Genomic DNA, 22174 nt, shown 5'->3' with positions numbered 1-22174 from the left:
GTTGGTGCGTAGGATGCGCGGCTGATGGATCACTCAGGTAGGAGGGCGATGCGGGCGGTGATGCGTTTGCCAGCCGGTTCACGCTGCACCTCGAAGCCCTGCGCGAGCGCCATGACGATCTCCAGACCGTGTTGCCCCACCCGGCCCACGTCCGCGGCCCGGGCCACCGGCAGCGCCGGGTCGGAGTCCCACACCACCACCTCGACCGTGTCACCGGCGATGCGTAGATCCAACAGCGCCGGTCCCGGATCGTGCCTGCGGGCGTTGGTCACCAGCTCGCTCACCACCAGCTGCGTGACCTCAAGGGCGCGCTGCGAGACCGGCAGCCCGTACTCGGCCTGCACGCGGGCGAGGAAGGCGGCGGCCAGACGGCGGGCCCGGGCGATGTCCGCGCCGCCTCCGCTACCCGCAACGCACCCGGCCCTCAGCCGTTACGTCTACCCCCGCCGGTGTGCTGTCGGGCGCGGCACACCGGACAGCACGACGCGTACGGTCAGGAGCTGGCCCGCGTCACCCACCACCAGCACAAGGCCGCGGCGGCGCGGTTCACCGTTTTCCAGGCCCTGGCCGCCGCCGGCATCGGACACGAGCAGGCCGACGACATCATGTCGCGGGTGGAGGCCGGGGCGGCGCGGCCGCGCCGCCTCCACGCCCTGCTGGTCGCCCGCCTCCGGCAGCCCTTTGATCCTGGGCTCGGATGACCGCATGGTCGGCTGCGCGGCGTAACCGGCCAGGTTGCGGCTATCGGGCTTGGAAACTGGTATCGCTGTTACCGGTGACCAGTTGAAGATGGTGGCATGGACGTGCAGAAGGTGACCTTACGGAAAATGACGCCGTCGGAGTATGAGGTGGCAACTGAGCATCGTGAAGCCGAGACGGCTCGTGAACTCGGCAAGTTCATGCCCCAAGAGCTGGCGCGAGAGCGGGCTCATCAGGGCACGGCTCAGTTCCTTCCGGACGGGCTCGACACGGCTGGTCATCATCTCGTGGTGGCGGAGAACGGTTCAGGCGAGGTTGTGGGGAACGCATGGATTGACCCGGATCCGCGCCAAGCTTCTTCGGGCACCGCTAGCTCAGCCTGGCTGTACGACATCAACGTCTTCGCGCCGTTCCGGCGCCGCGGATACGGATCCGCCATCCTCGCCGCTGCCGAGGAACTCGTTGCCCACGAGGGCAAGACGTCGTTCAATATGAACGTCGTCGGGGACAACGAGGGAGCCATTGCCATGTATCAACGCAACGGCTACGGAGTGTCGTCAATGTACCTATCCAAGAGCGTGCAGCGATAGATCAGCCGGTGGTGTCCCTCACGTTGCGGCGGGCGTTCACGATCCACCCCCGGGTGCGTTCGACGCGCCAGCGGCGCGGTAGGACGACGAACCCTTTGGCACCCTTGAGACGGGAGACGGTTTTGAGGGTGATGTCGAGGAAGTCCTCGGCCCAGGTGACAAGCTGGCTGGCGTAGGCAGAGTCGGCCCAGACCTGGGGGATCTGCGGATGCGTACGGGTTCCGTAAGCGTTCGTGGCGCTGATTTCCCTCTTCGGCCTCCGAGAGCGTCGGGCCACCACCGTAGAGTTCTCGCTGTGACGGTTCACCGAATGCCTGCCGCGGAGGTTCCACTCTCAGTCGGTCTGGTGCGCCGTCTGCTCGGCGAACAGCACCCCGACCTGGCGGACCTGCCGGTCGAGGTGCTGGCGAACGGCTGGGACAACCTTGTGTGCCGGCTCGGCGAGGAGTTCCTCGTCCGGTTGCCTCGGCGTGCCATGGCCGCCGATCTCCTCGCGCACGAGCAGCGGTGGTTGCCGGAGTTGGCCGACCGCCTGCCGTTGCCTGTGCCGGCGCCGGTGCGTGTCGGGCGGCCGACGGCTGAGTACCCGTGGCCTTGGAGCGTCGTGCCGTTCTTCGCGGGCCGGATCGCGGCGCGGTCGGAGCCCGACGACCCCTGGTCGGCCGCGACGGCGCTCGGCGTTTTTCTCGATGCGCTGCACGCCCCGGCCTCTTCGGAGGCGCCGGTCAGTCCGGCCCGCGGGATTCCGCTGGCCGGACGGGCCGAGGGCGTCCTGACCGGGCTGTCACATGTCGACCCGGACGATCGCGCAACCGCACTGCGGATCTGGGAGACGGCCGCCGCGGCGCCCGTCTGGGATGGGCCGCCGGTGTGGTTGCACGGGGACCTGCACCCGGCCAACATCCTGGTCGACCGCGGCCGGATCAGTGCCGTGATCGACTTCGGTGACATCATCTCCGGCGATCCTGCCACCGACCTGTCCGTGGCGTGGATGTTGTTCACCGTGGAACAGCGCGCCGCTCTTCGACAGGCGTACGGCCGGGCGGACGACGCGACTTGGGAGCGGGCCCGCGGGTGGGCGCTTGCCCTGTCCTTGGTCTTCCTCTCACACTCGGCGGACAACCCGCTGATGCTAGGTATCGGCGAGCGCGCCTTCCGCGCGGTGCTGGCGTAGCGGGCGGCCTTCTCAGAGCGGGGGTCCGTCCGGCGAAGCCGGGACAGGCGATGAGGTGCTGGACGGCCGTCCGGACACCGCCCCGCCCAGAGAGACCCGGACGGAACGAAAACCCGCGGCGCTGAGCCGTCCGGAGCAGGGCTTGGCCGTCTCCTGGTTCCTTCCGCATCTGGAAGGAACCAGGAGTTCTCGAACACCGGACAGTACGAGGCCGACGGGGCGAAGCCGGCCTGCAGTACGGTGCTGTCCGACGGCCAAGATGCTTCCTCCGTGAGCGCCTGAGTACGAGGTCTTGGGGATCTGAGTAGGCGGACACTGCCCCGGAACCGGCCGCCCGGGTTGGCTTGGGGCATGAACGCACCCGACCCCGCTCCCCCGGCCCCCATGGCACCAGCGAAGGATCTCAGTCGGCCCCTGGCAGCCGTGGCCGCCTTCCTCTTCCCGCCGGCGGCCGCAGACGCCGGCGTCCTGGTGCTGGCGTCGGAGCGGGCATCGCGGTGTCTGACGTACGGGGAGCAGTGCGCCTCCGGACTGCCGGGATGGCTGTTCGGACGGGGAACCGGAATCGGTGTCGTGGCGCTGCTCCTCGCCGTGGCCCCGCCGACCGTACGGATCCGGCAGGCGGGGCTCGCCGTCCACGTCCTCGCCGAGTGCACCGCGCTGCTGGTCATCATCAGCCACGCCTCACCCGCAGGCCGCGCAGGCCGACGGCAGTCCGGCCGCACGGCACCCACCCACACACCCCCTTCAGCCCAGCTGCGAAAACGAGGAATCCGTCAGCGACATCACAACACCCCCGCCCGTGCGGGCCGCTAGCCTGCGCGGGCGGAGCCGGCCCGGATCGCCTTCGATGGTTCGGCGTTTTTCAGGAAGGACATGATGAAGCTTCTTCTCACCGACTCCGGCATCAGGAACGCGAGCATCCATGATGCTCTGGTCGACCTCCTGGACAAGCCGATCGCCGAGTCCAGCGCTCTCTGCATCCCTACCGCAGGGTACGGAGGACCCGGCGCCGATCCGGCTGGACCATGGCGATTCATCACCGGACGGTCGCCCAGCCCCATGACCGAGCTGGGGTGGAAGTCGGTAGGCATGCTGGAGCTCACGGCGCTGCCCAGCATCGAGGAAGCACTCTGGGTCTCCTGGGTCCGGGAGGCCGACGTCCTGCTGGTCAACGGCGGTGATGCGCTGTACCTGTGCCACTGGATGCGGGAGTCCGGGCTCGCTGAACTCCTACCGTCGCTGCCCGACACGGTCTACGTGGGACTCAGCGCCGGGAGCCTGGTGATGACCCCCCGCATCGGGAAGGAGTTCGTCGGCTGGAAGCCGCCTGCCGGCGGCGACCATGCGCTGGGCGTGGTCGATTTTTCGATCTTCCCGCACCTGGATCATCCGGCCTGTCCGGACAACACCATGGCTGAGGCAGACCGATGGGCTGCCCAGATCGCGGGGCCGGCGTACGCGATTGACGAGCAGACCGCCATCAAGGTGACCGACGGCACCGTCGAAGTGGTGTCCGAGGGCCACTGGAAGTTCCTCTAGTAGTGCTTCGTCGACGTGGCCGTGCGGGTGGGCCGGTTCGTCACCGACCTCAGTCGGACCGCACTCGGCCAGCGGGTGCTGGTGTCCCCCTTCGTGCGCCACCACATCAACGTGCTCGGCCGGTACTCCTTCGAGACCGGCACCGACTCCTTGTCGATCTCAAGCCAGACGGGATCGAGCGGCTGTCCCTCATCGGATATGTCGACAGCTGGATTATGAAGCAGACCCCGCAACCTGTGATCGCACACGCTGTCGACATCAAAATTTGTCGATGTTGATCGCTGCGCCCCGGGTCACACGCCTCCCGAACTCCTCGACAAACGACTCCCCAAGAAGTCGTCATAGCCAGCAGCCCGCCTCCCCCGCCCCGCAGGCGGAGCCGCTGGACGACCCGGGCCCGGCTCCGGCGCTGGACGCGAAGGACGTCCTGGCGGCCACGGAACGCTTCCCGTGGGCCCTGGCCGCCGCCGGAGACGCGGCGCTGGCCGGACGAGGAGTTCCTGGACGTCGCGCTGAGCGCGGTGCGCACCGAGGAATGGCAGGGTACATCGAGCGCCTGGAGGCGTTCGTGGAGCAGCACCGCGCCCGCTTGGAGGATTGCTGCGGGCGTACGGGGCGGGCAGCAGGTCCGCCTCACGCGGCCGGTACGCGCTGATCGGACAGCTCGGGAGTTACACCGAACGATTTACAGTCCCCCGGCCGACGTCGGAGAGGGCCTCGGTCGACCTGGGCGTGTGCTGCATGAGCAGGCGTGCGGCGTTGTGTGCCTGGGTTGCGGGCTGGGAGGTGCCGGTGATCGCTGCCGTGGTGATGGCGCCTTCGGCCAACAGTGCGAGCTGGTCTGCAAGTTCTGCTGGTCGTCCGGAGGCCGTGACTAGGGCGGTGAGGTAGTCGTGGAAGGCCTGCTTGTGGTGGCGGGCCTGGTCGGCGGCTTCGGGTGAGATGCCGCCCAGTTCGCCGAAGGATCGGCCACGTCGTCGGTGGGGGTTTGGGAGCGCGCCGCCCCAGAGCGTTGGACGGCGGCCCGCCGGATTGAGCCGAGGCTCAGGAGTTGTCACCGGCGTCGCCGGATGAGCCGGCGGAGAGGGCCGGCCGAGGCAGCTTGGTTGTCACCGATCAGGCATCCCACTTGTCACACGCGCTCATTCGGCAGACTTTCTGTCACCGGTGCCAAAGGGTTGGAGGTCCCGGGCACCCCGGCTGCGCCCTGCTCAGGGCTGAGACCTTCCACAGCGAGGCGGAAGAGGCGGTCGGCCTGGGTATCGGGGGCCTTGTGATGCTCGGTGGCGAGGGCGATGCCGACGGCGAGGGTCAGCAGGTCGTGAAAGGTGACGTGGGGTGCAACCGCCTTGTCACGGATGGCCCGCTGGAGCAGAGGAGTTCCGGCCGCTTCGATTCTGCTGCCACAGCTGTTCGGGGAGGGTTTTTCGGTGGGGGGCTCGTAGCTGAGGATATGAGCGAATCCGCGGGCTGAGACGGCGTAGAGGACAAAGGCGTGGAGCCACTCCAGGAGCGCGGTGCGGCCGTCCTCGGCCGTACTCAGCCGGCGGGCACGCTCGCACAGGCCCTCGATGCGTTCCTGAAAAACGGCTTCGAGCAGGGCCCGACGGGTGGGGAAGTGACGGCGTACGGTCGCCGAGCCGACGCCTGCGGTGCGGGCGATCTGCTCCAGGGATGCCTCGGCGCCGTGCGCGGCGACCTCGGCTTCGGCGACGCCGAGGATGCGCTGGTAGTTGCGTCGGGCGTCCGAGCGCTGACCGGTCATGATCTCCTCATTGCTAAGCGGCGGGCCCCGCCATATCTTAACGACATGCAAAACGGCGAGCCCCGCCGTTTTGTCCCTCCGGTCCGTGAGGAGCAGCAACCATGCCCGGCAGCAGCGATATCGTCCTGGTCACCGGCGCCACCGGCCAGCAGGGCGGGGCCACGGCCCGCGCACTTCTGGCCGCCGAAGTGCCCGTGCGTGCGCTCGTACGCGATCCGCGGTCGAAGCCCGCCCAGGCGATCGAGGCGCTGGGCGCCGAACTGGTGCGGGCGGATCTTTCCGACCGGGCCTCCCTCGGCCCGGCGGTCGAGGGGGTCCGCGCGGTGTTCTCGGTGCAGATGCCGCCTATGACCGAGACCAGCGTGGACTTCGCGAGCGAACTCGCCCAGGCCACCAACCTGGTGGACGCGGCGAAGGCCGGAGGAGTACGGCAGTTCGTACAGTCCTCGACCAGTGGAGTCGGTGAACACACCCGGGTCGCCGGCTGGGCCGAGGGCCGCTGGGCAGCGATGGCGGACTACTTCCACACCAAGCAGGCGATCATGGAGACGGTGCGTGGCGCGGGTTTTGCCCGCTGGACGGTGATCAAGCCCGCCTTCTTCATGGAGAACCTGCCCCTGCTGGCGCCCAAGGGGCCCCGCGGCGGACTGCTGACAGTACTGAAGCCGGACACCGAACTGGCGCTGGTGGCCGTGCGGGACATCGGCACGGCCGCGGCGCACGCCCTGCGAGATCCCGACCGGTTTCACCATGTGGAACTGGAACTGGCCGGTGACCTGCGCACGATGGAGCAGATCGCGCAGACCTTGTCCGCCGCCTGGCGCGTGCCCGTGACCGCGCCTTCCATGAACGTGGAAGAGGCCCTCGACGCGGGGATGCCGAAGTGGGGAGCCGGACACGAGTGGAACAACGTGGTCCTCCAGCCCGCCCGGCCCGAGTTCGCCCGGGAGTTGGGCATCCCGCTCACCACCTTCGCCGAGTGGGCGGATGTGCAGTTGGCACCCGTGTCCGGCTAGTACTCCAGTGCGGTTTCGTGATCTATCCAGTCGGTTCGTCTCCGGAGCGTCGTCGGTAGTGGCTGCGGCGGGCTGTCGCCTGGTGTTTTCGCCGCCAGTCGGACCAGTGCAGCAGCTTGGCCGCTGACAGGACTGGTGGGTTGAAGACGGCGGCAAGTAGGTGTCGGATCTCCGGGACGGTCAGCTTGATCGGGGGGCGACCGCTGGTGAGATGGGCCGGCTGTGCGGGTCGCTCGGGTGTCGAGCTGGCGGCGATGGCGGTCAGGAAGGCCAGGGCGAGCATGGCGAGGGTGATGTGCCGGTGCCATGAGGTCCAGTTGCGGACCTGGTAGTGGTCGAGTCCGACCTGGCCCTTGGCGGCCTGGAAGCACTCCTCGACGCTCCAGCGGAGACCGGCGACGCGGACCAGCTCCGCGAGGGTGACCGTGGTGGGTGACCAGCACAGGTAGAAGGCGAGTTCGCCGGTGGTGCGATTGCGGCGGACCAGCAGGTGGCGGTGGTTGTCGCTGCCGATGTGGATCCAGGCCCAGTCGTAGTAGGGCGGGCCTTTCGCACCGTCTCCGGCGCTGTGCCGCTGCCAGGCGGTGGTGGGCAGGCGTTCGGCGAGGGTGTCCGCGCGCATGGTTGTGCGGCCGTGGTTGATCCGTACCCGGGTGGAGCAGGCGACGGCCATCACGTAGCCGGTGCCGCGCGCTTCCAGGGCGGCACGAAGCTGCGGGTCCTGCCCGTAGGCTTCGTCGCGGGTCACCCACCGTGCCTTCACCCCGGCGTCCAGCGCGGCGGTGATCATCTCCCAGGCGAGTCGGGGCTTGGTCGCGAACTGCACCGTCTCGGGTATCCCGGCCGCCTGGCAGCGCCCGGGATCGGAGCACCAGGACTGTTCGGGCAGGTAGAGCCGCCGGTCGATCAGTGCCCGTCCCCGGCTGGTGGCGAAGGCGAGGAAGACGCCGACCTGGGAGTTCTCGATGCGCCCGGCGGTGCCGGTGTACTGGCGCTGCACGCCCGCCGACGCCCGGCCCTTCTTCACGAAGCCGGTCTCGTCCACGATCAGCACTGCGCCCTCGGCGCCGAGGTGTTCGACGGCATAGGCACGTACGTCGTCGCGGACGGTGTCGGCGTCCCAGCGGGCACAGCGCAGCAGCCGCTGCATCAAACCCGGCCGCGCATATCCTGCCTGTTCGGCCAGCTGCCAGCAGTTCTTCCGCTCGGCACGCGACAGCAGTCCGAGCAGGTAGGCGCGGGCGGCAGCCCGGGGTTCAACTCGGCTGAACCGGCCCGCGATCCGGGCCATGACCTGCTCGAACATCGCCAGCCATCGGGCGCCGTCTATACTGTGACCTGCGGCCACCGCACGATCGTCATGAGTCCACACGACCCTTGATGATCACGCGGTGGCCGTTCCAGTTCTCACGCGAGTCCGATCCAAGATCGCGAAGTCACACTGGAGTATTAGGACGTCACCGGCGTCGGCTGCCTCATTCCGCAGGCCAACGGGGTGGGTGTGGAGAGCGTGGCAAGCCGGCGATGGGCTCGGGGCGGTCTTGGGAGATCGTCCCGTGTGTGCTCGGGCCTTCCGGCGTGGGCAGGCGCCGAGCGTGTAGCGGTGCTCAGGACATCAGGTGTGCTCGATCTCCCATCACCACCACTGGATGCAGGGCCGGGTTCAGAGTGCGTAGCAGTGTCTTCATACCGGATTCAGGGATCGTCACACACGCCGACGTTCCACCACCGTGGTCGACGTGCAACCAGATGCCGCCGCCTTCCTCCACGCCTTCCGGTCGGTTCCAGTCGAACGGCGGGGCTCCCTTGAGCCGGTTGTAGTCGATGGCGACGACGTAGTCGAAGTCGTGCGCGTGTGCCTGTCCCTCAGGGAGCATGACCGCGTACGCATGATCGTCGTACCAGTACCTCAGCCGGCTTCCGGGGTCGGCGAGTGTGCCTCCCGCGTCGGTGAGTGTGAACACGCCTACGGGACTGTGCTCGTCGTCGATCCGGTGGTCCTCCGTCCAGCCGAGTCTGCCGTTGTGGGCGGGCCAGCTCGCCGTGCGCAGCCACGTCGGGCCCCGCTTCTCGTAGAGCACGACGAGGCTGTCGGGGGAGTTCCGGCCCTCGCCGTAGACGACCACCGCCTGCCGGGTGTCGGCCGGCACCTGGGCCCACATACGGTCTCCGACATCTGAAGGACGCCCGCCCACCGCCTCGTCGGGACCAGCGGACTCCGCACCGGGCGCGCCACCGGGTACCCTCCGCTCGGCTCCCTGCCCGCACGATGTCGCGCCGGCCAGCACAACAGCCCATACGAGAACCGCGCACAGGGCGTGACGCACGCCGCCGCCCCGCGCCCGTCGGCCCCCAGACAGAACCACCATGGATATCCGCATGGTCAAGATCTTGTGACGAGGGGGACGAGGGGCGCATCCGGAAAGGGCATCCGGCCCAATCGGTCCGGGGGTGGTTCCTGCCCGGCCGGGGTGTCGGTGATCATCTGTCCGGGTGACAGTCAGTCTCCTGACAGGCGACGTTGTTCGAGGTAGATGCCTGTGAAGACCGCCACCTTCGCGCGCAGGACCCAGGGGTCGAAGGGTTTGCCGATGTAGTCGACCGCGCCGGCGGCGTAGCCACGGGCGGAGTGCTCGGGGTCGGTACCCATCGCGGTGAGGAAGATGATCGGCACGTCATGGGTGCGGGGACGGCGCTTGATGTGAGCGGCCGTCTCGTAGCCGTCCATGTCGGGCATCTGAACGTCCATGATGATCACAGCGAAGTCGTCGTGGTCGAGCAGGGCCTTGAGGGCCTCACGGCCGGAGGAGACGGCCACCAGTTCCTGGTCGAGGCTGGACAGCACGGCCGTCATGGCCAGGAGATTGTCGGGCTGGTCGTCGACGATCAGCACCTTGGGCATGACTCGTGGGGCCGGCGCCACGGCGGCGGTGACAGTCGGGACCTGTTCGACCGCTTCCAGCTGCCGTTCGAGGAGGATGCAGCGTTCCTCGGCTTCGTCACGCCGCTTCTGGGCCTCGTGCAGTTGGACGGACAGGCGGGTGACCTCGTCCTGTAAGCGGTCGCGTTCGTGCAGCAGGTCGGTGACGTCCGGGTTCGCGGCGGCCAGGCGTTCGGCTCGTTCGCGTTCCGCGTTCCACTCGGCTTCCAGTTGGTTCAGCCGCACTTCCAGGTCCGCGATGCGGTGTTTGCGATCCAGCAGCGCGTCGCCCAGCGCGTCACCGCGGGCCGTTGAGCGGCGGGAGACACGATCGGCCTCCGCGAGCTGCTGCTCCAGGACTTCCACCGCGTGACGGGGCGAGGCGCTGGTTTCGACGGCTGTCCGGTGCAGGTGTCGTACGAGTTCGATGGCGTCCGGGGTGGCGGCCATGCCGCGGTGTTCGGCGACATCGGTGAACAGGTCCATCACCACTTCCCAGGGCGGGACACGGGTGCCGCTCAGATAGCGGGAGAAGGTGCCCGCGTCACGTACGCGGCGGGCCGCATAGCGGCGGACCGAGACTTCCAGGCCCTCGAACAGTTCGCGCAGCGCCATGGCGAGCGCACGCGACTCCGGTGTCAGGTCCTGGGCGAGAGGGCGCAGCTCACCCACGGGCGTTCCCGCCCTTCATGTCCGCCTCGTGCGCGGCGTTCCCGTGGTGGGCGCTGTCCTGGGCGATCATCCGGTCGAACACCGGCACGGCCCCGCCCGCGGTGGTGAGTCCGGCCAGTACACCACCCGCCGTCCCGTCACCGGCCGGCACGGCCAGCACACCAGCGCCCACACCGGCCAGTGCCGCCAGTGAGAGCACCAGCGCCGCCCTCACCGACACAAGCGATCGATCCATCGAACCTGCCCTTCTTCACCCCTGCCGAACGCCGGCCAGGAAGCGTGCCCCGGGTGGGCCCGCTTTGCATGAGCCACACAATGGGGCCAGGTGAATCCGTTGCGCCACGCAATCGGGGAAACGGCAACGGAACCGGCAACACCCGGGGGCCGTTGCCGCCGCCATCCGGCGGGTTGCAACACTCCCCTCGCAGGTCAGGTGCGGTGGTGTGAGGAGTGTTGCGGCAACGTGGCCGCTTGCCTGGATGCCGACGTCCGTGCTCGTCGGAACCGCCGTTGTCGTCACGGGCTTTACTCGCGCTTGCGGGTCTGAACACGACCGAAGACGAGGAAGGCCAGGATCGCGGGCCCGGTCGGCAGTCACAGAGGAACGCCGTCAAGTCCCGTGCGGGCCAGTGGAGTCCGAGCAGCGGACGTGTGTACGAGGACTTCTCCGTAATCACGGTCATGCGGAAGCCTGCGGTGGTGAAGGCGTCGATCACCGCCTGCACCGATCTGCGCCGGAACGTGATCGGGAAGGACTCTCCGTTGACCATCCACTCGAAGTGGTCAGGGCGGGGATCCGCGAACGTGTAGGCCACGGTCGGGTGGTCCACCGACGCGATCAGCCGGCCGCCGGGTAGTCGTTCGTCCGGGCCGGGCCCCCGGGCCGGACGGGGCTTTCGGGTACATCGGGCGCGTCGGGTACGTCGATCGCGTGTCGAGTCGTCGCAGCCTGGCGGTCCTGTGATCCGCTGGGCAGGCCGTGGCGTGGCGCTCACGACGCCGATGGCCGGGGTTGACGTCCACGGTCCGCATCCGCTCCGCCGCGTCCTCCGGAAGGGAGAGTGTGGGCGGTTCCGGGCTCGTGACCGGGTTCGCCGCCGCTGTCGCGCCCGGGGTCGGCAGGCGCCCCGGGGGACGGCAGAGCCCACATTCCACGTCCTCCGGGAGGCACCATGGACGCGACCGGCCGGAACAAGCGTCTGCACGTCGACATGACCGTTCACCTGGTCCTCAGCGCCACCGAGGCCGTGCCCATCGAGGTTCGCTTCGGTTATGACTCCGCCGATCCGTTCGCCGTGCGGCTGGATTTCCGCGGCGGCCTGGAGACGGTCGCGCCGTGGCTGTTCTCGCGGGATCTGCTGTGGGCGGGGCTGGACGCTCCCTGCGGTGAGGGTGACGTGCGGGTCTGGCCGCCCTGCCGCTGTCACGGTTCCACCACGATGAGGCTGGCGCTGCGGGGCAGGGGTGGCGCCGCCGCGGTGTACGTACCGGCCGCCGCGCTCCGGGACTGGCTGACCGAGACGTTCGAGGCCGTACCCGCGGGCGCGGAGAACTCCCGTCTGCGCTGGGACGACGTCGTGGCCGAACTGCTGCGCCGTCGCTGAGCGGGGATCGCCGACCGCGGGCTTCCCTTCCGTCGGTCGGCTCCGTGCCGGTCTCAGTCGGCGGCGGGAGCGGCGGTGGTCTCGTCCTGGTCGTGTTGTCTGCGGGTGGTCAGCCGGTCGTTCATGGCGGCCAGGAAGCGGACGACCGTGCGCAACTCGTCGTCGGTGAACTCGCCCCGGACGGCGTCGGTGGCCCGGGCGAGGGGGGCGAAGAAGGCGCGGGCCATCTCGCGGGCCCCGGGCTCGTAGTAGAGGTGCACGACCCGCCGGTCGGCGGCCTCCCGTACCCGGCGGATGTGCCCGGCCTTCTCCAGCCGGTTCAGGCAGGCGGTGACGGCGCCGGAGGTGAGGCCGAGGTGCTCGCCCAGCACCTTGGGGGTGATGGGTGCGCGGGGGGCGGCCGGGTGTTCCAGCGGGTCGGCCGCGGGGCCGTCGAGGATGACGATCAGTGCCTGCACATCGGTGGGGTGCAGGCCGTGGGCGTGCGCGAAGGCGTGGGTGATCTCGGTCAGTTCGCTGTTCATCCGCCTGAGCAGGACGGCGAAGGTCTGGAGATCCGTGGGCAGCACGTGCGCAAGTGTATCTCCAGACGAAGTATCTTGATCATCAAGATTGTTTGCCGGGGGTGGGGGTAGGCGGTGGTTCCCCGCTCACGATGTCGCTGGAGGAACATGATGACGAGACACGGCCGATGGCGCTGGATGGCTCCGGCGCTGGCTGTGCTGGTGTGGCTGCTGGCGGGGGCGGCCATGGGGCCGTTCGCGGGGAAGCTGGGCGGGGTCTCCACCAATGACCAGGCGGCTTTCCTGCCCGCGAGCGCCGAGTCGACCAAGGTCAGCCACATGCAGAAGGCGTTCCAGGCGCGGCAGACGGTGCCTTTGGTCATCGTCTGGGTCAGCGACACGGGACCGGTCACGGCCGCCCGGCGCGACCGGGCGGCGCAGGCTCTGCGCGCGGCGGCACGGGTGGAGGGTACGGCGGGCCCGGCCAGTCCCGCCGTACCGTCCGGGGACGGGCGGGCGTTGCAGGCCGTGGTGCCCTTGAAGTCCGACCTGGGGGAGGATCTCGGGCGGGTCGTCGATGACGTGCGGGCCGCGGCCGACGGCGTGCCGGGCGCCCGGGTCCACCTGACCGGTCCGGCGGCCACGCGGGCGGATCTGTCGCAGGCGTTCGCCGGTATCGACGGTGTCCTGCTCATGGTGGCTCTGGGCGCGGTGTTGCTGATCCTGGTGGTCGTCTACCGCAGTGTCCTGCTGCCCGTGGTCGTGATCGTCACAGCGGTGTTCGCGCTCGCGCTGGCCTCGGCGGTCGTCTACGCCCTGGCCGACCACGATGTGGTGCGGGTGGACGGCCAGGTGCAGGGCATCCTGTTCATCCTGGTCATCGGTGCGGCGACCGACTACGCGCTGCTGCTGACCGCCCGCTTCCGCGAGGAACTCGCCGGTGGCCGGGACCGACGGGAGGCGATCGGGGTGGCCTGGCGGCGCTCGGTGGGGGCCATCACCGCCAGCGCCGCCACCGTCGCCCTGGGTCTGCTGGCGCTGCTGGTGAGCGATCTGAGCAACAACCAGGCCCTGGGCCCGGTCGGTGCCATCGGCATCGTCTGCGCGGTGGCGGCGGCCATGACCTTCCTGCCCGCCGTCCTGGTGCTCCTCGGACGTACCGCGTACTGGCCGGCCAGGCCCCACCCGGCTGCCGCCGCCGACGGCGCGGGCCAGGGCGGCCTGTGGCCGCGAGTGGCCGGTCTCGTCGACCGGCGGCCCCGGCGGATCTGGACGAGTACGGCCGTGGTGCTGGCGGCCTGCGCCGCCTTCTTCCCGTTGCTGCACGCGCGCGGCATCCCGCTGGACGAGACGTTCGTCAACGACGCACGGTCGGTGACCGGGCAGAAGGTCCTGGCCGAGCACTTCCCGGCCGGTGCCGGGAACCCGGCTGTGATCATCGCCCGGGCCGACCGTGCCGATCAGGTGCTCGCGGCGGCGCGCGGGACCGACGGGGTGGCGCAGGCCGCTCCGGTGGCCGGGAACGGACGGCCGGGCGGAGGCGCGGGGGCCGTCGTGGACGGACGGGTCCGTATCGACGCCACGCTGAGCGCCGCCTCGGACGGTGACGCCGCGAAGCGGACGATCCCCCGGCTGCGCGCCGCCGTACACGGTGTCGACGGCGCCGAGGCGATGGTGGGCGGCTACACCGCCGAGCAGTACGACACCCAGCGGACCGCCGCCCGCGATCGCGCCCTGATCGTCCCGATCGTCCTGGCGATCATCCTGTGCATCCTCGTCGCCCTGCTGCGCAGTCTGCTGCTGCCCGTACTGCTGGTGGCCACCGTCGCCCTGAACTACCTGGCCACGCTCGGTGTGACCGCGCTCCTCTTCACCCACGTCCTGGGCTTCTCCGGGACCGACGCCTCCGTCCCGCTGTACGGCTTCGTGTTCCTCGTCGCCCTGGGCGTGGACTACAACATCTTCCTCATGACCCGGGTCCGCGAGGAGGCTCGGCGGCACGGCAACCGGTCCGGCATGCTGACCGGGCTCACCGCCACCGGTGGGGTGATCACCTCCGCCGGTGTGGTGCTGGCCGCCACGTTCGCCGCTCTGACCGTCATCCCGCTGGCCTTCATGGCGCAGATCGCGTTCATCGTCGCCTTCGGCGTCCTGCTCGACACCCTCGTCGTGCGTTCTCTGCTCGTCCCCGCGCTGGTGCGCCACATCGGCCCCGCGGTGTGGTGGCCCCACCGCACCGTCGACCCGTGAGCCGCGGCCGGGGGCGCGGTCGTACGGCGTGAGGGTGCCGCGCGTTCCCGGCCGCGGTGGACGGGGCCGAGGCCGGTCAGCGGCGGATGAGGCCGAGACCGGTCGCGGCGGCGACGGCGGCGGTGCGGGAGTCGACGCCCAGTTTGGCGTAGACGCGTGCGAGGTGTGACTTGACGGTGCCCTCGGTGAGGTGCAGGCGGTGGCCGATGGCCTGGTTGGACAGTCCCTCGGCCACCAGGCCGAGGACTTCGGTCTCGCGCCGGGTCAGCGCGGTGCCGGGGGTGCGCAGCCGGTTCATGAGCCGGTCGGCCACCGTGGGGGCGAGGGTGGTGCGGCCGGCGGCCGCCGTGCGGACGGCGGCGGCCAGGTCCTCGGGCGGGGCGTCCTTGAGGAGGTAGCCGGTGGCGCCGGCTTCGATGGCGGGCAGGGTGTCGGCGTCCGAGTCGTAGGTGGTGACGACCACGACGCGGGGGGCGCCGGGGCGGGCGGTGATCCGGGCGGTGGCCTCGGCGCCGCCCATGCCCGTGCCCTTGCCGAAACTCAGGTCCATGAGGACGACGTCGATGTCGCCTTCGGCGGCGCGGGCGACGGCGTCCTCGGCGGTGGCGGCTTCGGCCACGACGGTGAGGCCGGACTCGGTCTCCAGTACGGCGCGCAGCCCGGCCCGGACCACGGGGTGGTCGTCGGCCAGGAGGAGGCGGATGGGGGTGTCGGTCACGGGCGGGGCTCGTTTTCGGTGGGCGGGGCGAGGGGGAGCCGGGCTGCCAGGGCGGTGCCGTGGCCGGGGCCGGATTCGATGGTCAGGGTGCCGCCGAGGGCGTGTACGCGGGCGCGCATGGCCGCCAGGCCGAAGCCGCCGCCCGCGGGGTCGGGGGCGGGGAGCCGGCCGGGGTCGAAGCCGTGGCCGTCGTCGACGATGTCGAGGGCGATGTGGTCGCCGAGGTAGCCGAGGGTGACGTCGGCGGTGGTGGCGCCGGCGTGCCGGACGGTGTTGGCGAGGGCGGACTGGGCGAGGCGCAGCAGGGCGACCTCGTGGGCGGTCGGCAGGGCGGCGGGGTCGCCGGTGAGGTGGAAGCGGGCGGCGAGCCGGTGGCGGGCGCCGGTGGTGGCGCACAGGCGGGCCAGGGCGTCGGCCAGGGTGGTGTCCTGCAGTGCGGGCGGGGTGAGGGCGGCGACGAAGCGGCGGGCCTCGGCGAGGTCGTCCACGGCGGCCTGGCGGGCTGCCTCCACATGGCGGGCGGCGGTGTCGGGCCGGTCGGGCAGGGCGCGTTCGGCGGCCCGCAGCAGCAGTTGGATGCTGGACAGGCCCTGGGCGAGGGTGTCGTGGATCTCGCGGGCCAGGCGTTCGCGTTCGGCGAGCACTCCGGCGGTGTGCTGGGCTTCGGCCAGGTCGGCGCGGGTGGCGGTCAGTTCCTCGATGAGTCGCCTGCGGTGTTCGCTCTCCCGGTACAGGGCCTGGTACCCCCACACCACGGCGACCGCGACGGCGGCGCCGAGCGCGGGGCCTATCAGCATGGCGGGGCTGAAGGAGCGCTGGTGGGCGGCGAAGCCGGCGATGGCGGCGGCCGCGGTGGCGGCCACGGCGGTGAGTCCGACGCGGCGGGGCAACAGGTGGAGCTGGAGGAAGTAGAGCGGGAACGCCACCCACACGGCGTCGGCGGACAGGGCCAGCAGCACCAGCCAGACGGCGCCCACGGCGGTCAGCCAGAGTGCGGCGGCCCGTCGTGAGCGGCGTATGCGCGGCAGCACGGGTCCGGTCGCGTAGACCACGGCGCACACCGCCGCACCGGTGGCGATCGCCCCGGCGTGGGGCCGGCCGTCGGCCAGGGCCCGTCCGGCGGTCAGGGCGAGCAGGCCGATGATCAGCAGGTGCAGGCACCAGGCCAGGGCACGGGTGGTCGGGGTGAGGGACGGGGCAGCGGTGTTCACAGTGCCTCCCAGGCTACGGAGCCGGAGCCTCGCGGGCCTCTGTCGAAAGGTGCAAGGCGCGTGCCGTCTTCCGACGCGTGCGGTGCCCTCTTGTGCCAGAAGCGGGCGCGGGGGGCCGGCGGCGAGGGTGGGGTCGTACCGCTTCCACCGCCGGAAAGGACGGGTCAAGGACCGTGTTCGTCGCCTGGAGAGATCTGAGATTCGCCAAGGGGCGCTTCGCCCTGATGGGCGCCGTCATCGTGCTGATCACGCTGTTGGTCGGGCTGCTGTCCGGGCTGACGGCCGGACTGGGCCGGCAGAACGTCTCCGCGATCATGTCTCTGCCCGCCGACAGGATCGCCTTCCAGGCTCCCGCCGACGGCCGGGAGCTGTCGTACTCCGACTCCACCGTGACCCGGCAGCAGTGGCGGCGGTGGGCCGGAGCGCCCGGTGTCGAGAGCGCCGAACCGCTGGGGATCACGATCACGAGGGCCGTCGCCGGGGGCAGGGGTTCCCCGGTGTCCGTCTTCGGCGTGCTGCCGGGCTCCCGCCTCGCCCCGGACGGCGGCAGGATCGACGACGCGTCGGTGGTGCTGTCCACCGCGGCCGCCGACGGCCTCGGCGTGCGGGCCGGCGGCTCCCTCACCCTGGCCGGGCAGCGGCTGAGGGTGGCCGCCGTGCGCGGCGACGTCTACTTCAGTCACACCCCGGTGGTCTGGGCCAGCCTGGATGTCTGGAGGAAGACCGCGCCGCCCGCCGGTGGCGGTGATGGTGCCGGTCCGACCGCCACCGTCATCGCCCTGGACACCGACTCCGGCGCCGACGTGGCGGCCACCGACCGGCAGGCCGGTACGAGGACGGTGTCCCTCGACGGGTCGCTGTCCGCGATCGGCTCATACGCCTCCGAGAACGGCTCCCTGCAACTGATGCGCGGTTTTCTGTTCGCAATCTCCGCGCTGGTCATCGGGGCCTTCTTCACCGTGTGGACCATCCAGCGCAGCGGTGACGTCGCCGTTCTCAAGGCCCTCGGCGCCTCCACCGCCGGGCTGCTCCGGGACGCCCTCGGCCAGGCCGTCGTCCTGCTCGTCGGCGGTACCGCAGTCGGCACCGGCGTCGCGGTCGCGCTGGGAACCCTGGTGACCGGCTCGGGTGTGCCCTTCGTCCTCGCACCCGCCACCGTCCTCCTCCCGGCCGCGGTGATGATCGGGCTCGGCGCGCTCGGGGCCGCCCTCTCCGTTCGCCGTATCACCTCCGTCGACCCGCTGACCGCCCTGGGGAGCATCCGATGAGCCTGCGTCTGACCGGCATCACCCTCACCTACCCCGACGGTGACACCCGCCTGACCGCTCTGGACGAGGTCAGCCTGGAGGTTCCGCCGGGCAGCCTGACCGCCGTGGTCGGTCCCTCCGGTTCCGGCAAGTCCAGCCTGCTGGCCGTCGCCGCCACCCTGATCACGCCCGATGCCGGGACCGTCGCCGTCGACGGGACCCTCACCGCCGGCATGAGCCGCGGCGACCTCACCGATCTGCGGCGCCGGAAGATCGGCATCGTCTTCCAGCAGCCCAACCTGCTGCCGTCGCTCACCGCCGTGGAACAACTCCAGGTCATGGCGCGGATCGACGGTCGCAAGCCCCGGGCCGTCCGCCCCCGGGCCCTGGGACTCCTCGACGCGGTCGGTCTGTCCGACCGGGCGGATCGCCGGCCGCACCAGCTCTCCGGTGGCCAGCGCCAGCGCGTCAACATCGCCCGGGCCCTGATGAACGACCCCACCGTCCTGCTGGTCGACGAGCCCACCAGCGCCCTCGACCACGAACGCGGCGCAGCCGTCATCGCCCTCGTCACCCGCCTGACCCGGGAGCGGGGCACCGCCACCGTCCTGGTCACCCACGACCGCGCCCAGCTGACCGCCGTCGACCGGATCGCCGAGGTCCACGACGGCCGTCTCCGCCTGCCGGGGCCCGCGGGACGGGCTTCCGCCGCTGCCGCGGGGATGCCCGCGTCGTCCGCGGGTGAGGGGAGGCGGGGCGGGGGGCCTGGCTTCCGCGCCGGCGGGAGCGGGCCGGTCGGCGGGGGTCGGGAGGGCGGTTCCTGATCCCTGCCTGCGGTTCGGCGTTCGCGTTCGGCGTTCGGCGTTCCGCGTTCGCGTTCCGGGCTTCCGGTGCCCGGCGGACCGGCTCGCGGCGGGCCCGGCGGTGACGGGCCGCGTGGCGGCGGGTGGCGGTGGGGCGTCGGGTGGCCGGGGCGTGTGAGTGGCTGTGAGGTGTCGGGGCCGCGTGTGCGTCAGTGGCTGTGAGGTGTCGGGGGCCCTGTGCGTGTGAGTGGCGGTGGCAGCGGGACTTCCGGCCCCCCGCGCCGACCCGAACGGCACTCGGCGGCGAGGCCGGTCGCGGAGGAGTGTGGGTGCCGGAGCGGCACCGGTCCCCCGCGGTGCCGCTCCGCCCGCGTCATGGCCGGGCGCGCGCCGGGCGGGCTCGTGGGAGGACCGGTCGTCCCGGGGCGCGCACCCCGGCTGGTGATCGAAGCCGGTGACCGGCGCCGGTGAGCGAAGACGTCGCGGCCGGCCGGAGGGTGCGGCGCGGCAGGTCGGGGGTGGCTGCCCCGCCCCACCCGACGAAATACCCCCGGGGGTACTCGTGCTACCGTCGACTCATACCCCGGGGGGTAATTTCGCTGGAGAGGAGAACCCGTGTTTTTCGTCGACACGATCGATGTCGCCGGACTCGGCAACCGCAGCTACCTGGCGGGTGGCACCCGGACGGCCGTCGTCGTGGACCCGCCGCGTGACATCGACCGCGTGATCGCCGCGGCCGCGCGGCGCGGGGTGCGGATTTCCCACGTCGTCGAGACACATGTCCACAACGACTACGTGACCGGCGGACTGGAGCTCACCCGTCTCGTCGGCGCCGCCTACCTCGTTCCCGCGGCGGCCCGCGTCTCCTACGGACACATACCCGTGCACGACGGCGACCGCCACGAGATCGACACCGCCGCCGGCCTGTCCCTGCGCGCACTGGCGACACCCGGTCACACCCCGCACCACACCTCCTACGCGCTGGAGGAGAACGGCACGGCCGTCGCCGTCTTCTCCGGTGGCTCGCTGCTGATCGGCACGGTCGGCAGGCCCGACCTGGTCGAGCCACGGCTGACCGAGGACCTCGCCCGGGCACAGCACGCCTCGGCGCACCGCCTGGCCGCCGAACTTCCGGACGGGGCCGCGGTGTTGCCCACCCATGGGTTCGGCAGCTTCTGCTCGGCGAGCCAGGCGACGGGCGGGGCCACGACCATCGGCGTGGAGAAGACCTCCAACGAGGCGCTCACCCTCGACGTCGACACCTTCGTCACCCGGCTGCTCGCGGGCCTGGACGACGTGCCCGCGTACTACACGCACATGGGTCCGGCCAATGCCGCGGGGCCCGCGCCCGTCGACCTCGGCCCGCTCACCGTCGCGGACGCCGAGGAGATCGCCGCCCGGCTGGCCGCCGGGGAGTGGGTGGTCGACCTGCGCAGCCGCGTGGCCTTCGCCGAGGGGCACGTGGCCGGCTCGTTCAACTTCGAGGCCGAGGGGCAGCTCGCGACATACCTCGCCTGGCTGATCCCGTGGGGCAAGCCGGTGACTCTGCTCGCCGAGTCCGCCGGGCAGCTGGCCGCCGCCCAGCGTGAACTGGTCCGGGTCGGCATCGACCGCCCGGCCGCCGCGGCCACCGGCGAGCCGTCGCGCTGGGCACGTGCGGGCGAGGTCCTGGCCTCCTTCCCGCGCGCCACGTTCGCCGACCTCGCGGAGCACTCCGGGAACGGCCTGGTGGTGCTGGACGTCCGCAGGGATTCCGAGCGGGCCGCGGGGCACGTGGAGGGCTCGGTCCACATCCCCCTGCACACCTTGCACGGCCGGCTCCACGAGGTGCCGGAAGGGCAGGTGTGGGTGCACTGCGCCGGCGGCATGCGTGCCGCCATCGCCGCCTCCCTGCTGGATGCCGCGGGCCGTGACGTCGTCGCCGTCGACGACGGTTTCGACTCGGCCGGCAGGGCCGGACTCACCGTCCGCACGCGCTGATGGCGGCCACTCGCGGAGCACGGCGCCGGGAAACGAAGAGGAACGAGAACGTCATGAAGGCCCGACCCGCCGTGCCGGTCTGCCGCTCTGGCGGCGGATGGCACGGGGCCGCAGCCACAGCCACAGCCACAGCCACAGCCACAGCCACAGCCAGCGTCGCCGCACCTCTCCGGGCACGGGGCGACGAGTCCGTCGACGGCGTGGACGGCAGCGGCGACGACGACGGCGGCGGCGACGTCTTCGGTGGCGTCGGCGTCGTCGGCCGACAACGTGGCATCGGCGGCCTGCGGGTGCGGCGCGGGACGGCGCCGACGGGCGTGAACCGGCCGGGCCGCTACGAGGTCGTCGCGTGAGCGCGGTGATACTCGCCCTGGCCGCCGGCGCCGTCATCGGTCTGGCGCTCGGTGCCCTCGGCGGCGGGGGAAGCGTGCTGGCCGTCCCCGCTCTGATCTATCTGCTCGGCTTCTCCCCCGTCGCCGCCACCACCGCCAGTCTCGTGATCGTCTCCGTCACCTCGGCCACGGCGCTGTCCGCGCACGCCCGGGAAGGGCACGTCCGCTGGCGTACGGGGCTGCTGTTCGCGGCGGCCGGGATCGGGCCGGCGATGCTGGGCGGCGCACTCGCCGGGCACCTGCCCGCCGCCCCGCTGACCGTGGCCTTCGCCCTGGTGGCGGGCGCCGCCGCCGTCCGCATGCTCAGGCCGCGGTCCGACGGCGGTGACACCGTTCCCGTGCGGCGGGGCCGGGCGGCGGCCGCCGGGGCCGGGCTGGGCGCGGTCACCGGTGTCCTCGGCGTCGGAGGCGGCTTCCTCGCGGTCCCCGCGCTGGTCGGCGTCCTCGGCATGCGGATGCGGGCGGCCGTGGGCACCAGTCTGCTCGTCATCACCGTCAACTCCCTGGCCGCACTGGCGATGCGCGCGAGCACGGCCGGCGGCCTGGACTGGGCGGTCACCGGACCGTTCGCCGCGGCGGCGATCCTGGGTGCATGGGACGGCAAGCGCCTGTCGGCGCGGATCTCCGGGCCCGCCCTCCAACGGATCTTCGCCGTAGTCCTGCTGGCGGTGGCCGGCCTCATGCTGGTGGACGCGGTGGTGCGATGACCCGACGGGGACCCCTCACGCCAGCGACAGGAAGAGTTTCTCCAGTCGCGTACGCATCTGCTCGGTGTCCTCGGCCTTCCTCCGGCCCGATTCGATGTCGGACACGCACTGCTGGAGGCCGGTGGCGATGATCGCGAAGCCGGCCCGGTCCAGCGCCCGCGAGACCGCGGCCAGCTGTGTGATGACGTCCTCGCAGTCCCGGCCCTCCTCGATCATCCGGATGACTCCGGCGATCTGGCCCTGCGCACGCCGCAGTCGGTTCAGCACGGCCCGCAAGGACGCGCCCTCAAGCTCCAGTTCCACCATCACTCCTCGACCGATACCCCTAGGGGTACTGTACGTCCCGGTTCGGGACGGCGGCGACCATCAAGGATCCTCTCT

23 protein-coding genes and 1 pseudogene are annotated in these 22174 nt (G+C 71.2%); 13 read left to right on the top strand and 11 right to left on the bottom strand.

Features of this window, described 5'->3' with window-relative positions; all coding sequences use genetic code 11:
• Nucleotides 1–29 precede the first annotated feature (29 nt).
• Nucleotides 30–428 (bottom strand): ATP-binding protein, encoded by a 399-nt coding sequence (locus IF37_RS0108180; RefSeq protein WP_030738488.1) that lies wholly within the window; start codon nucleotides 426–428, stop codon nucleotides 30–32.
• Nucleotides 429–449: 21 nt separating this feature from the next.
• Here IF37_RS0108180 and IF37_RS0108175 point away from each other — a divergent pair, with 21 nt between their 5' ends.
• Together IF37_RS0108175 and IF37_RS0108170 are read left to right on the top strand one after the other, a co-directional pair.
• Complete coding sequence (locus IF37_RS0108175) at nucleotides 450–701, top strand: hypothetical protein (protein ID WP_030738486.1); 252 nt, start codon at nucleotides 450–452, stop codon at nucleotides 699–701.
• Nucleotides 702–797: 96 nt separating this feature from the next.
• Nucleotides 798–1289, top strand: a complete 492-nt coding sequence (locus IF37_RS0108170; protein WP_030738484.1) for a GNAT family N-acetyltransferase — start codon at nucleotides 798–800, stop codon at nucleotides 1287–1289.
• A gap of 13 nt (nucleotides 1290–1302) precedes the next feature.
• Here IF37_RS0108170 and IF37_RS43440 read toward each other — a convergent pair.
• A pseudogene (locus tag IF37_RS43440) lies at nucleotides 1303–1383 on the bottom strand (IS5/IS1182 family transposase); the annotation flags it as partial.
• 252 nt (nucleotides 1384–1635) lie between these two features.
• Between IF37_RS43440 and IF37_RS0108160 the strand changes: the two are divergent.
• The 3 genes from IF37_RS0108160 to IF37_RS0108150 all read left to right on the top strand — a co-directional run bounded on the left by IF37_RS0108160 (nucleotide 1636) and on the right by IF37_RS0108150 (nucleotide 4005).
• Complete coding sequence (locus IF37_RS0108160; protein ID WP_030738479.1) at nucleotides 1636–2463, top strand: aminoglycoside phosphotransferase family protein; 828 nt, start codon at nucleotides 1636–1638, stop codon at nucleotides 2461–2463.
• A 384-nt stretch (nucleotides 2464–2847) separates the two neighbouring features.
• Entirely contained in the window at nucleotides 2848–3279 is a 432-nt protein-coding gene (locus tag IF37_RS0108155) for a hypothetical protein (protein WP_158727308.1), read from the top strand.
• Between the two features lie 60 nt (nucleotides 3280–3339).
• On the top strand, nucleotides 3340–4005 hold the full coding sequence (locus IF37_RS0108150; protein ID WP_367647055.1) for a Type 1 glutamine amidotransferase-like domain-containing protein: 666 nt from the start codon (nucleotides 3340–3342) through the stop codon (nucleotides 4003–4005).
• A 1132-nt stretch (nucleotides 4006–5137) separates the two neighbouring features.
• Here the strand turns inward: IF37_RS0108150 and IF37_RS0108140 are convergent.
• Nucleotides 5138–5770: a TetR/AcrR family transcriptional regulator gene (locus IF37_RS0108140; RefSeq protein ID WP_030738468.1), complete on the bottom strand. Its 633-nt coding sequence runs from the start codon at nucleotides 5768–5770 to the stop codon at nucleotides 5138–5140.
• Nucleotides 5771–5871: 101 nt separating this feature from the next.
• Between IF37_RS0108140 and IF37_RS0108135 the strand changes: the two genes are divergently transcribed.
• Complete coding sequence (locus IF37_RS0108135; protein ID WP_030738465.1) at nucleotides 5872–6786, top strand: NmrA/HSCARG family protein; 915 nt, start codon at nucleotides 5872–5874, stop codon at nucleotides 6784–6786.
• Nucleotides 6787–6808: 22 nt separating this feature from the next.
• On the opposite strand, the gene IF37_RS0108130 is transcribed toward IF37_RS0108135, so the two are convergent.
• The 4 genes from IF37_RS0108130 to IF37_RS0108115 form a co-directional block, all read right to left on the bottom strand.
• Nucleotides 6809–8077: an IS701 family transposase gene (locus IF37_RS0108130; RefSeq protein ID WP_106981730.1), complete on the bottom strand. Its 1269-nt coding sequence runs from the start codon at nucleotides 8075–8077 to the stop codon at nucleotides 6809–6811.
• Nucleotides 8078–8393: 316 nt separating this feature from the next.
• Nucleotides 8394–8948 carry a hypothetical protein gene (locus tag IF37_RS0108125; protein WP_052845033.1) on the bottom strand — a complete coding sequence of 185 codons (555 nt, stop codon included), beginning with the start codon at nucleotides 8946–8948 and terminating at the stop codon, nucleotides 8394–8396.
• Nucleotides 8949–9286: 338 nt separating this feature from the next.
• A complete protein-coding gene (locus IF37_RS0108120; RefSeq protein WP_030738458.1) occupies nucleotides 9287–10378 on the bottom strand; it encodes a PleD family two-component system response regulator in 1092 nt (363 codons plus the stop codon).
• Nucleotides 10371–10613, bottom strand: coding sequence for a hypothetical protein (locus IF37_RS0108115; protein ID WP_030738453.1), 243 nt, complete (start codon nucleotides 10611–10613; stop codon nucleotides 10371–10373). Before IF37_RS0108115 ends, IF37_RS0108120 begins: the two co-directional genes overlap by 8 nt.
• A 937-nt stretch (nucleotides 10614–11550) precedes the next feature.
• Between IF37_RS0108115 and IF37_RS0108105 the strand changes: the two genes are divergently transcribed.
• Complete coding sequence (locus tag IF37_RS0108105; RefSeq protein ID WP_052845032.1) at nucleotides 11551–11982, top strand: SsgA family sporulation/cell division regulator; 432 nt, start codon at nucleotides 11551–11553, stop codon at nucleotides 11980–11982.
• Nucleotides 11983–12035: 53 nt separating this feature from the next.
• Here IF37_RS0108105 and IF37_RS0108100 read toward each other — a convergent pair whose 3' ends face one another.
• A complete protein-coding gene (locus tag IF37_RS0108100) occupies nucleotides 12036–12506 on the bottom strand; it encodes a MarR family winged helix-turn-helix transcriptional regulator (RefSeq protein ID WP_079165616.1) in 471 nt (156 codons plus the stop codon).
• 147 nt (nucleotides 12507–12653) lie between these two features.
• On the opposite strand from IF37_RS0108100, the gene IF37_RS0108095 reads away from it, so the two are divergent.
• Nucleotides 12654–14735: an MMPL family transporter gene (locus IF37_RS0108095; protein WP_030738443.1), complete on the top strand. Its 2082-nt coding sequence runs from the start codon at nucleotides 12654–12656 to the stop codon at nucleotides 14733–14735.
• Nucleotides 14736–14811: 76 nt separating this feature from the next.
• Here IF37_RS0108095 and IF37_RS0108090 read toward each other — a convergent pair whose 3' ends face one another.
• A complete protein-coding gene (locus IF37_RS0108090; RefSeq protein ID WP_030738440.1) occupies nucleotides 14812–15453 on the bottom strand; it encodes a response regulator transcription factor in 642 nt (213 codons plus the stop codon).
• Complete coding sequence (locus IF37_RS0108085; protein ID WP_030738437.1) at nucleotides 15450–16664, bottom strand: sensor histidine kinase; 1215 nt, start codon at nucleotides 16662–16664, stop codon at nucleotides 15450–15452. Before IF37_RS0108085 ends, IF37_RS0108090 begins: the two co-directional genes overlap by 4 nt.
• Before the next feature lie 173 nt (nucleotides 16665–16837).
• Here IF37_RS0108085 and IF37_RS0108080 point away from each other — a divergent pair, with 173 nt between their 5' ends.
• From IF37_RS0108080 to IF37_RS0108055, 5 genes are all read left to right on the top strand, one after another.
• A complete protein-coding gene (locus IF37_RS0108080) occupies nucleotides 16838–17932 on the top strand; it encodes an ABC transporter permease (RefSeq protein WP_030738434.1) in 1095 nt (364 codons plus the stop codon).
• The gene (locus tag IF37_RS0108075; RefSeq protein ID WP_079165612.1) at nucleotides 17929–18735 is read left to right on the top strand and encodes an ABC transporter ATP-binding protein; all 807 of its coding nucleotides are present in this window, start codon (nucleotides 17929–17931) and stop codon (nucleotides 18733–18735) included. The genes IF37_RS0108080 and IF37_RS0108075 overlap by 4 nt, the downstream gene beginning before the upstream one ends.
• A gap of 594 nt (nucleotides 18736–19329) precedes the next feature.
• Complete coding sequence (locus tag IF37_RS0108070) at nucleotides 19330–20694, top strand: rhodanese-like domain-containing protein (RefSeq protein ID WP_030738428.1); 1365 nt, start codon at nucleotides 19330–19332, stop codon at nucleotides 20692–20694.
• Nucleotides 20695–20894: 200 nt separating this feature from the next.
• Nucleotides 20895–21047 carry a hypothetical protein gene (locus IF37_RS44380; RefSeq protein WP_158727307.1) on the top strand — a complete coding sequence of 51 codons (153 nt, stop codon included), beginning with the start codon at nucleotides 20895–20897 and terminating at the stop codon, nucleotides 21045–21047.
• On the top strand, nucleotides 21044–21793 hold the full coding sequence (locus IF37_RS0108055; RefSeq protein WP_030738424.1) for a sulfite exporter TauE/SafE family protein: 750 nt from the start codon (nucleotides 21044–21046) through the stop codon (nucleotides 21791–21793). Before IF37_RS44380 ends, IF37_RS0108055 begins: the two co-directional genes overlap by 4 nt.
• Nucleotides 21794–21808: 15 nt before the next feature.
• Here the strand turns inward: IF37_RS0108055 and IF37_RS0108050 are convergent, their stop codons facing one another.
• Nucleotides 21809–22096 (bottom strand): metal-sensitive transcriptional regulator, encoded by a 288-nt coding sequence (locus tag IF37_RS0108050; RefSeq protein ID WP_030738420.1) that lies wholly within the window; start codon nucleotides 22094–22096, stop codon nucleotides 21809–21811.
• Nucleotides 22097–22174 lie beyond the last annotated feature (78 nt).

Origin of the sequence: Streptomyces sp. NRRL S-31, from assembly GCF_000718775.1 — a bacterium.
Lineage (GTDB): Bacteria > Actinomycetota > Actinomycetes > Streptomycetales > Streptomycetaceae > Streptomyces.
Note: the sequence above shows the minus strand (reverse complement) of the source record. Positions and strands in the feature narration are given on the sequence as shown.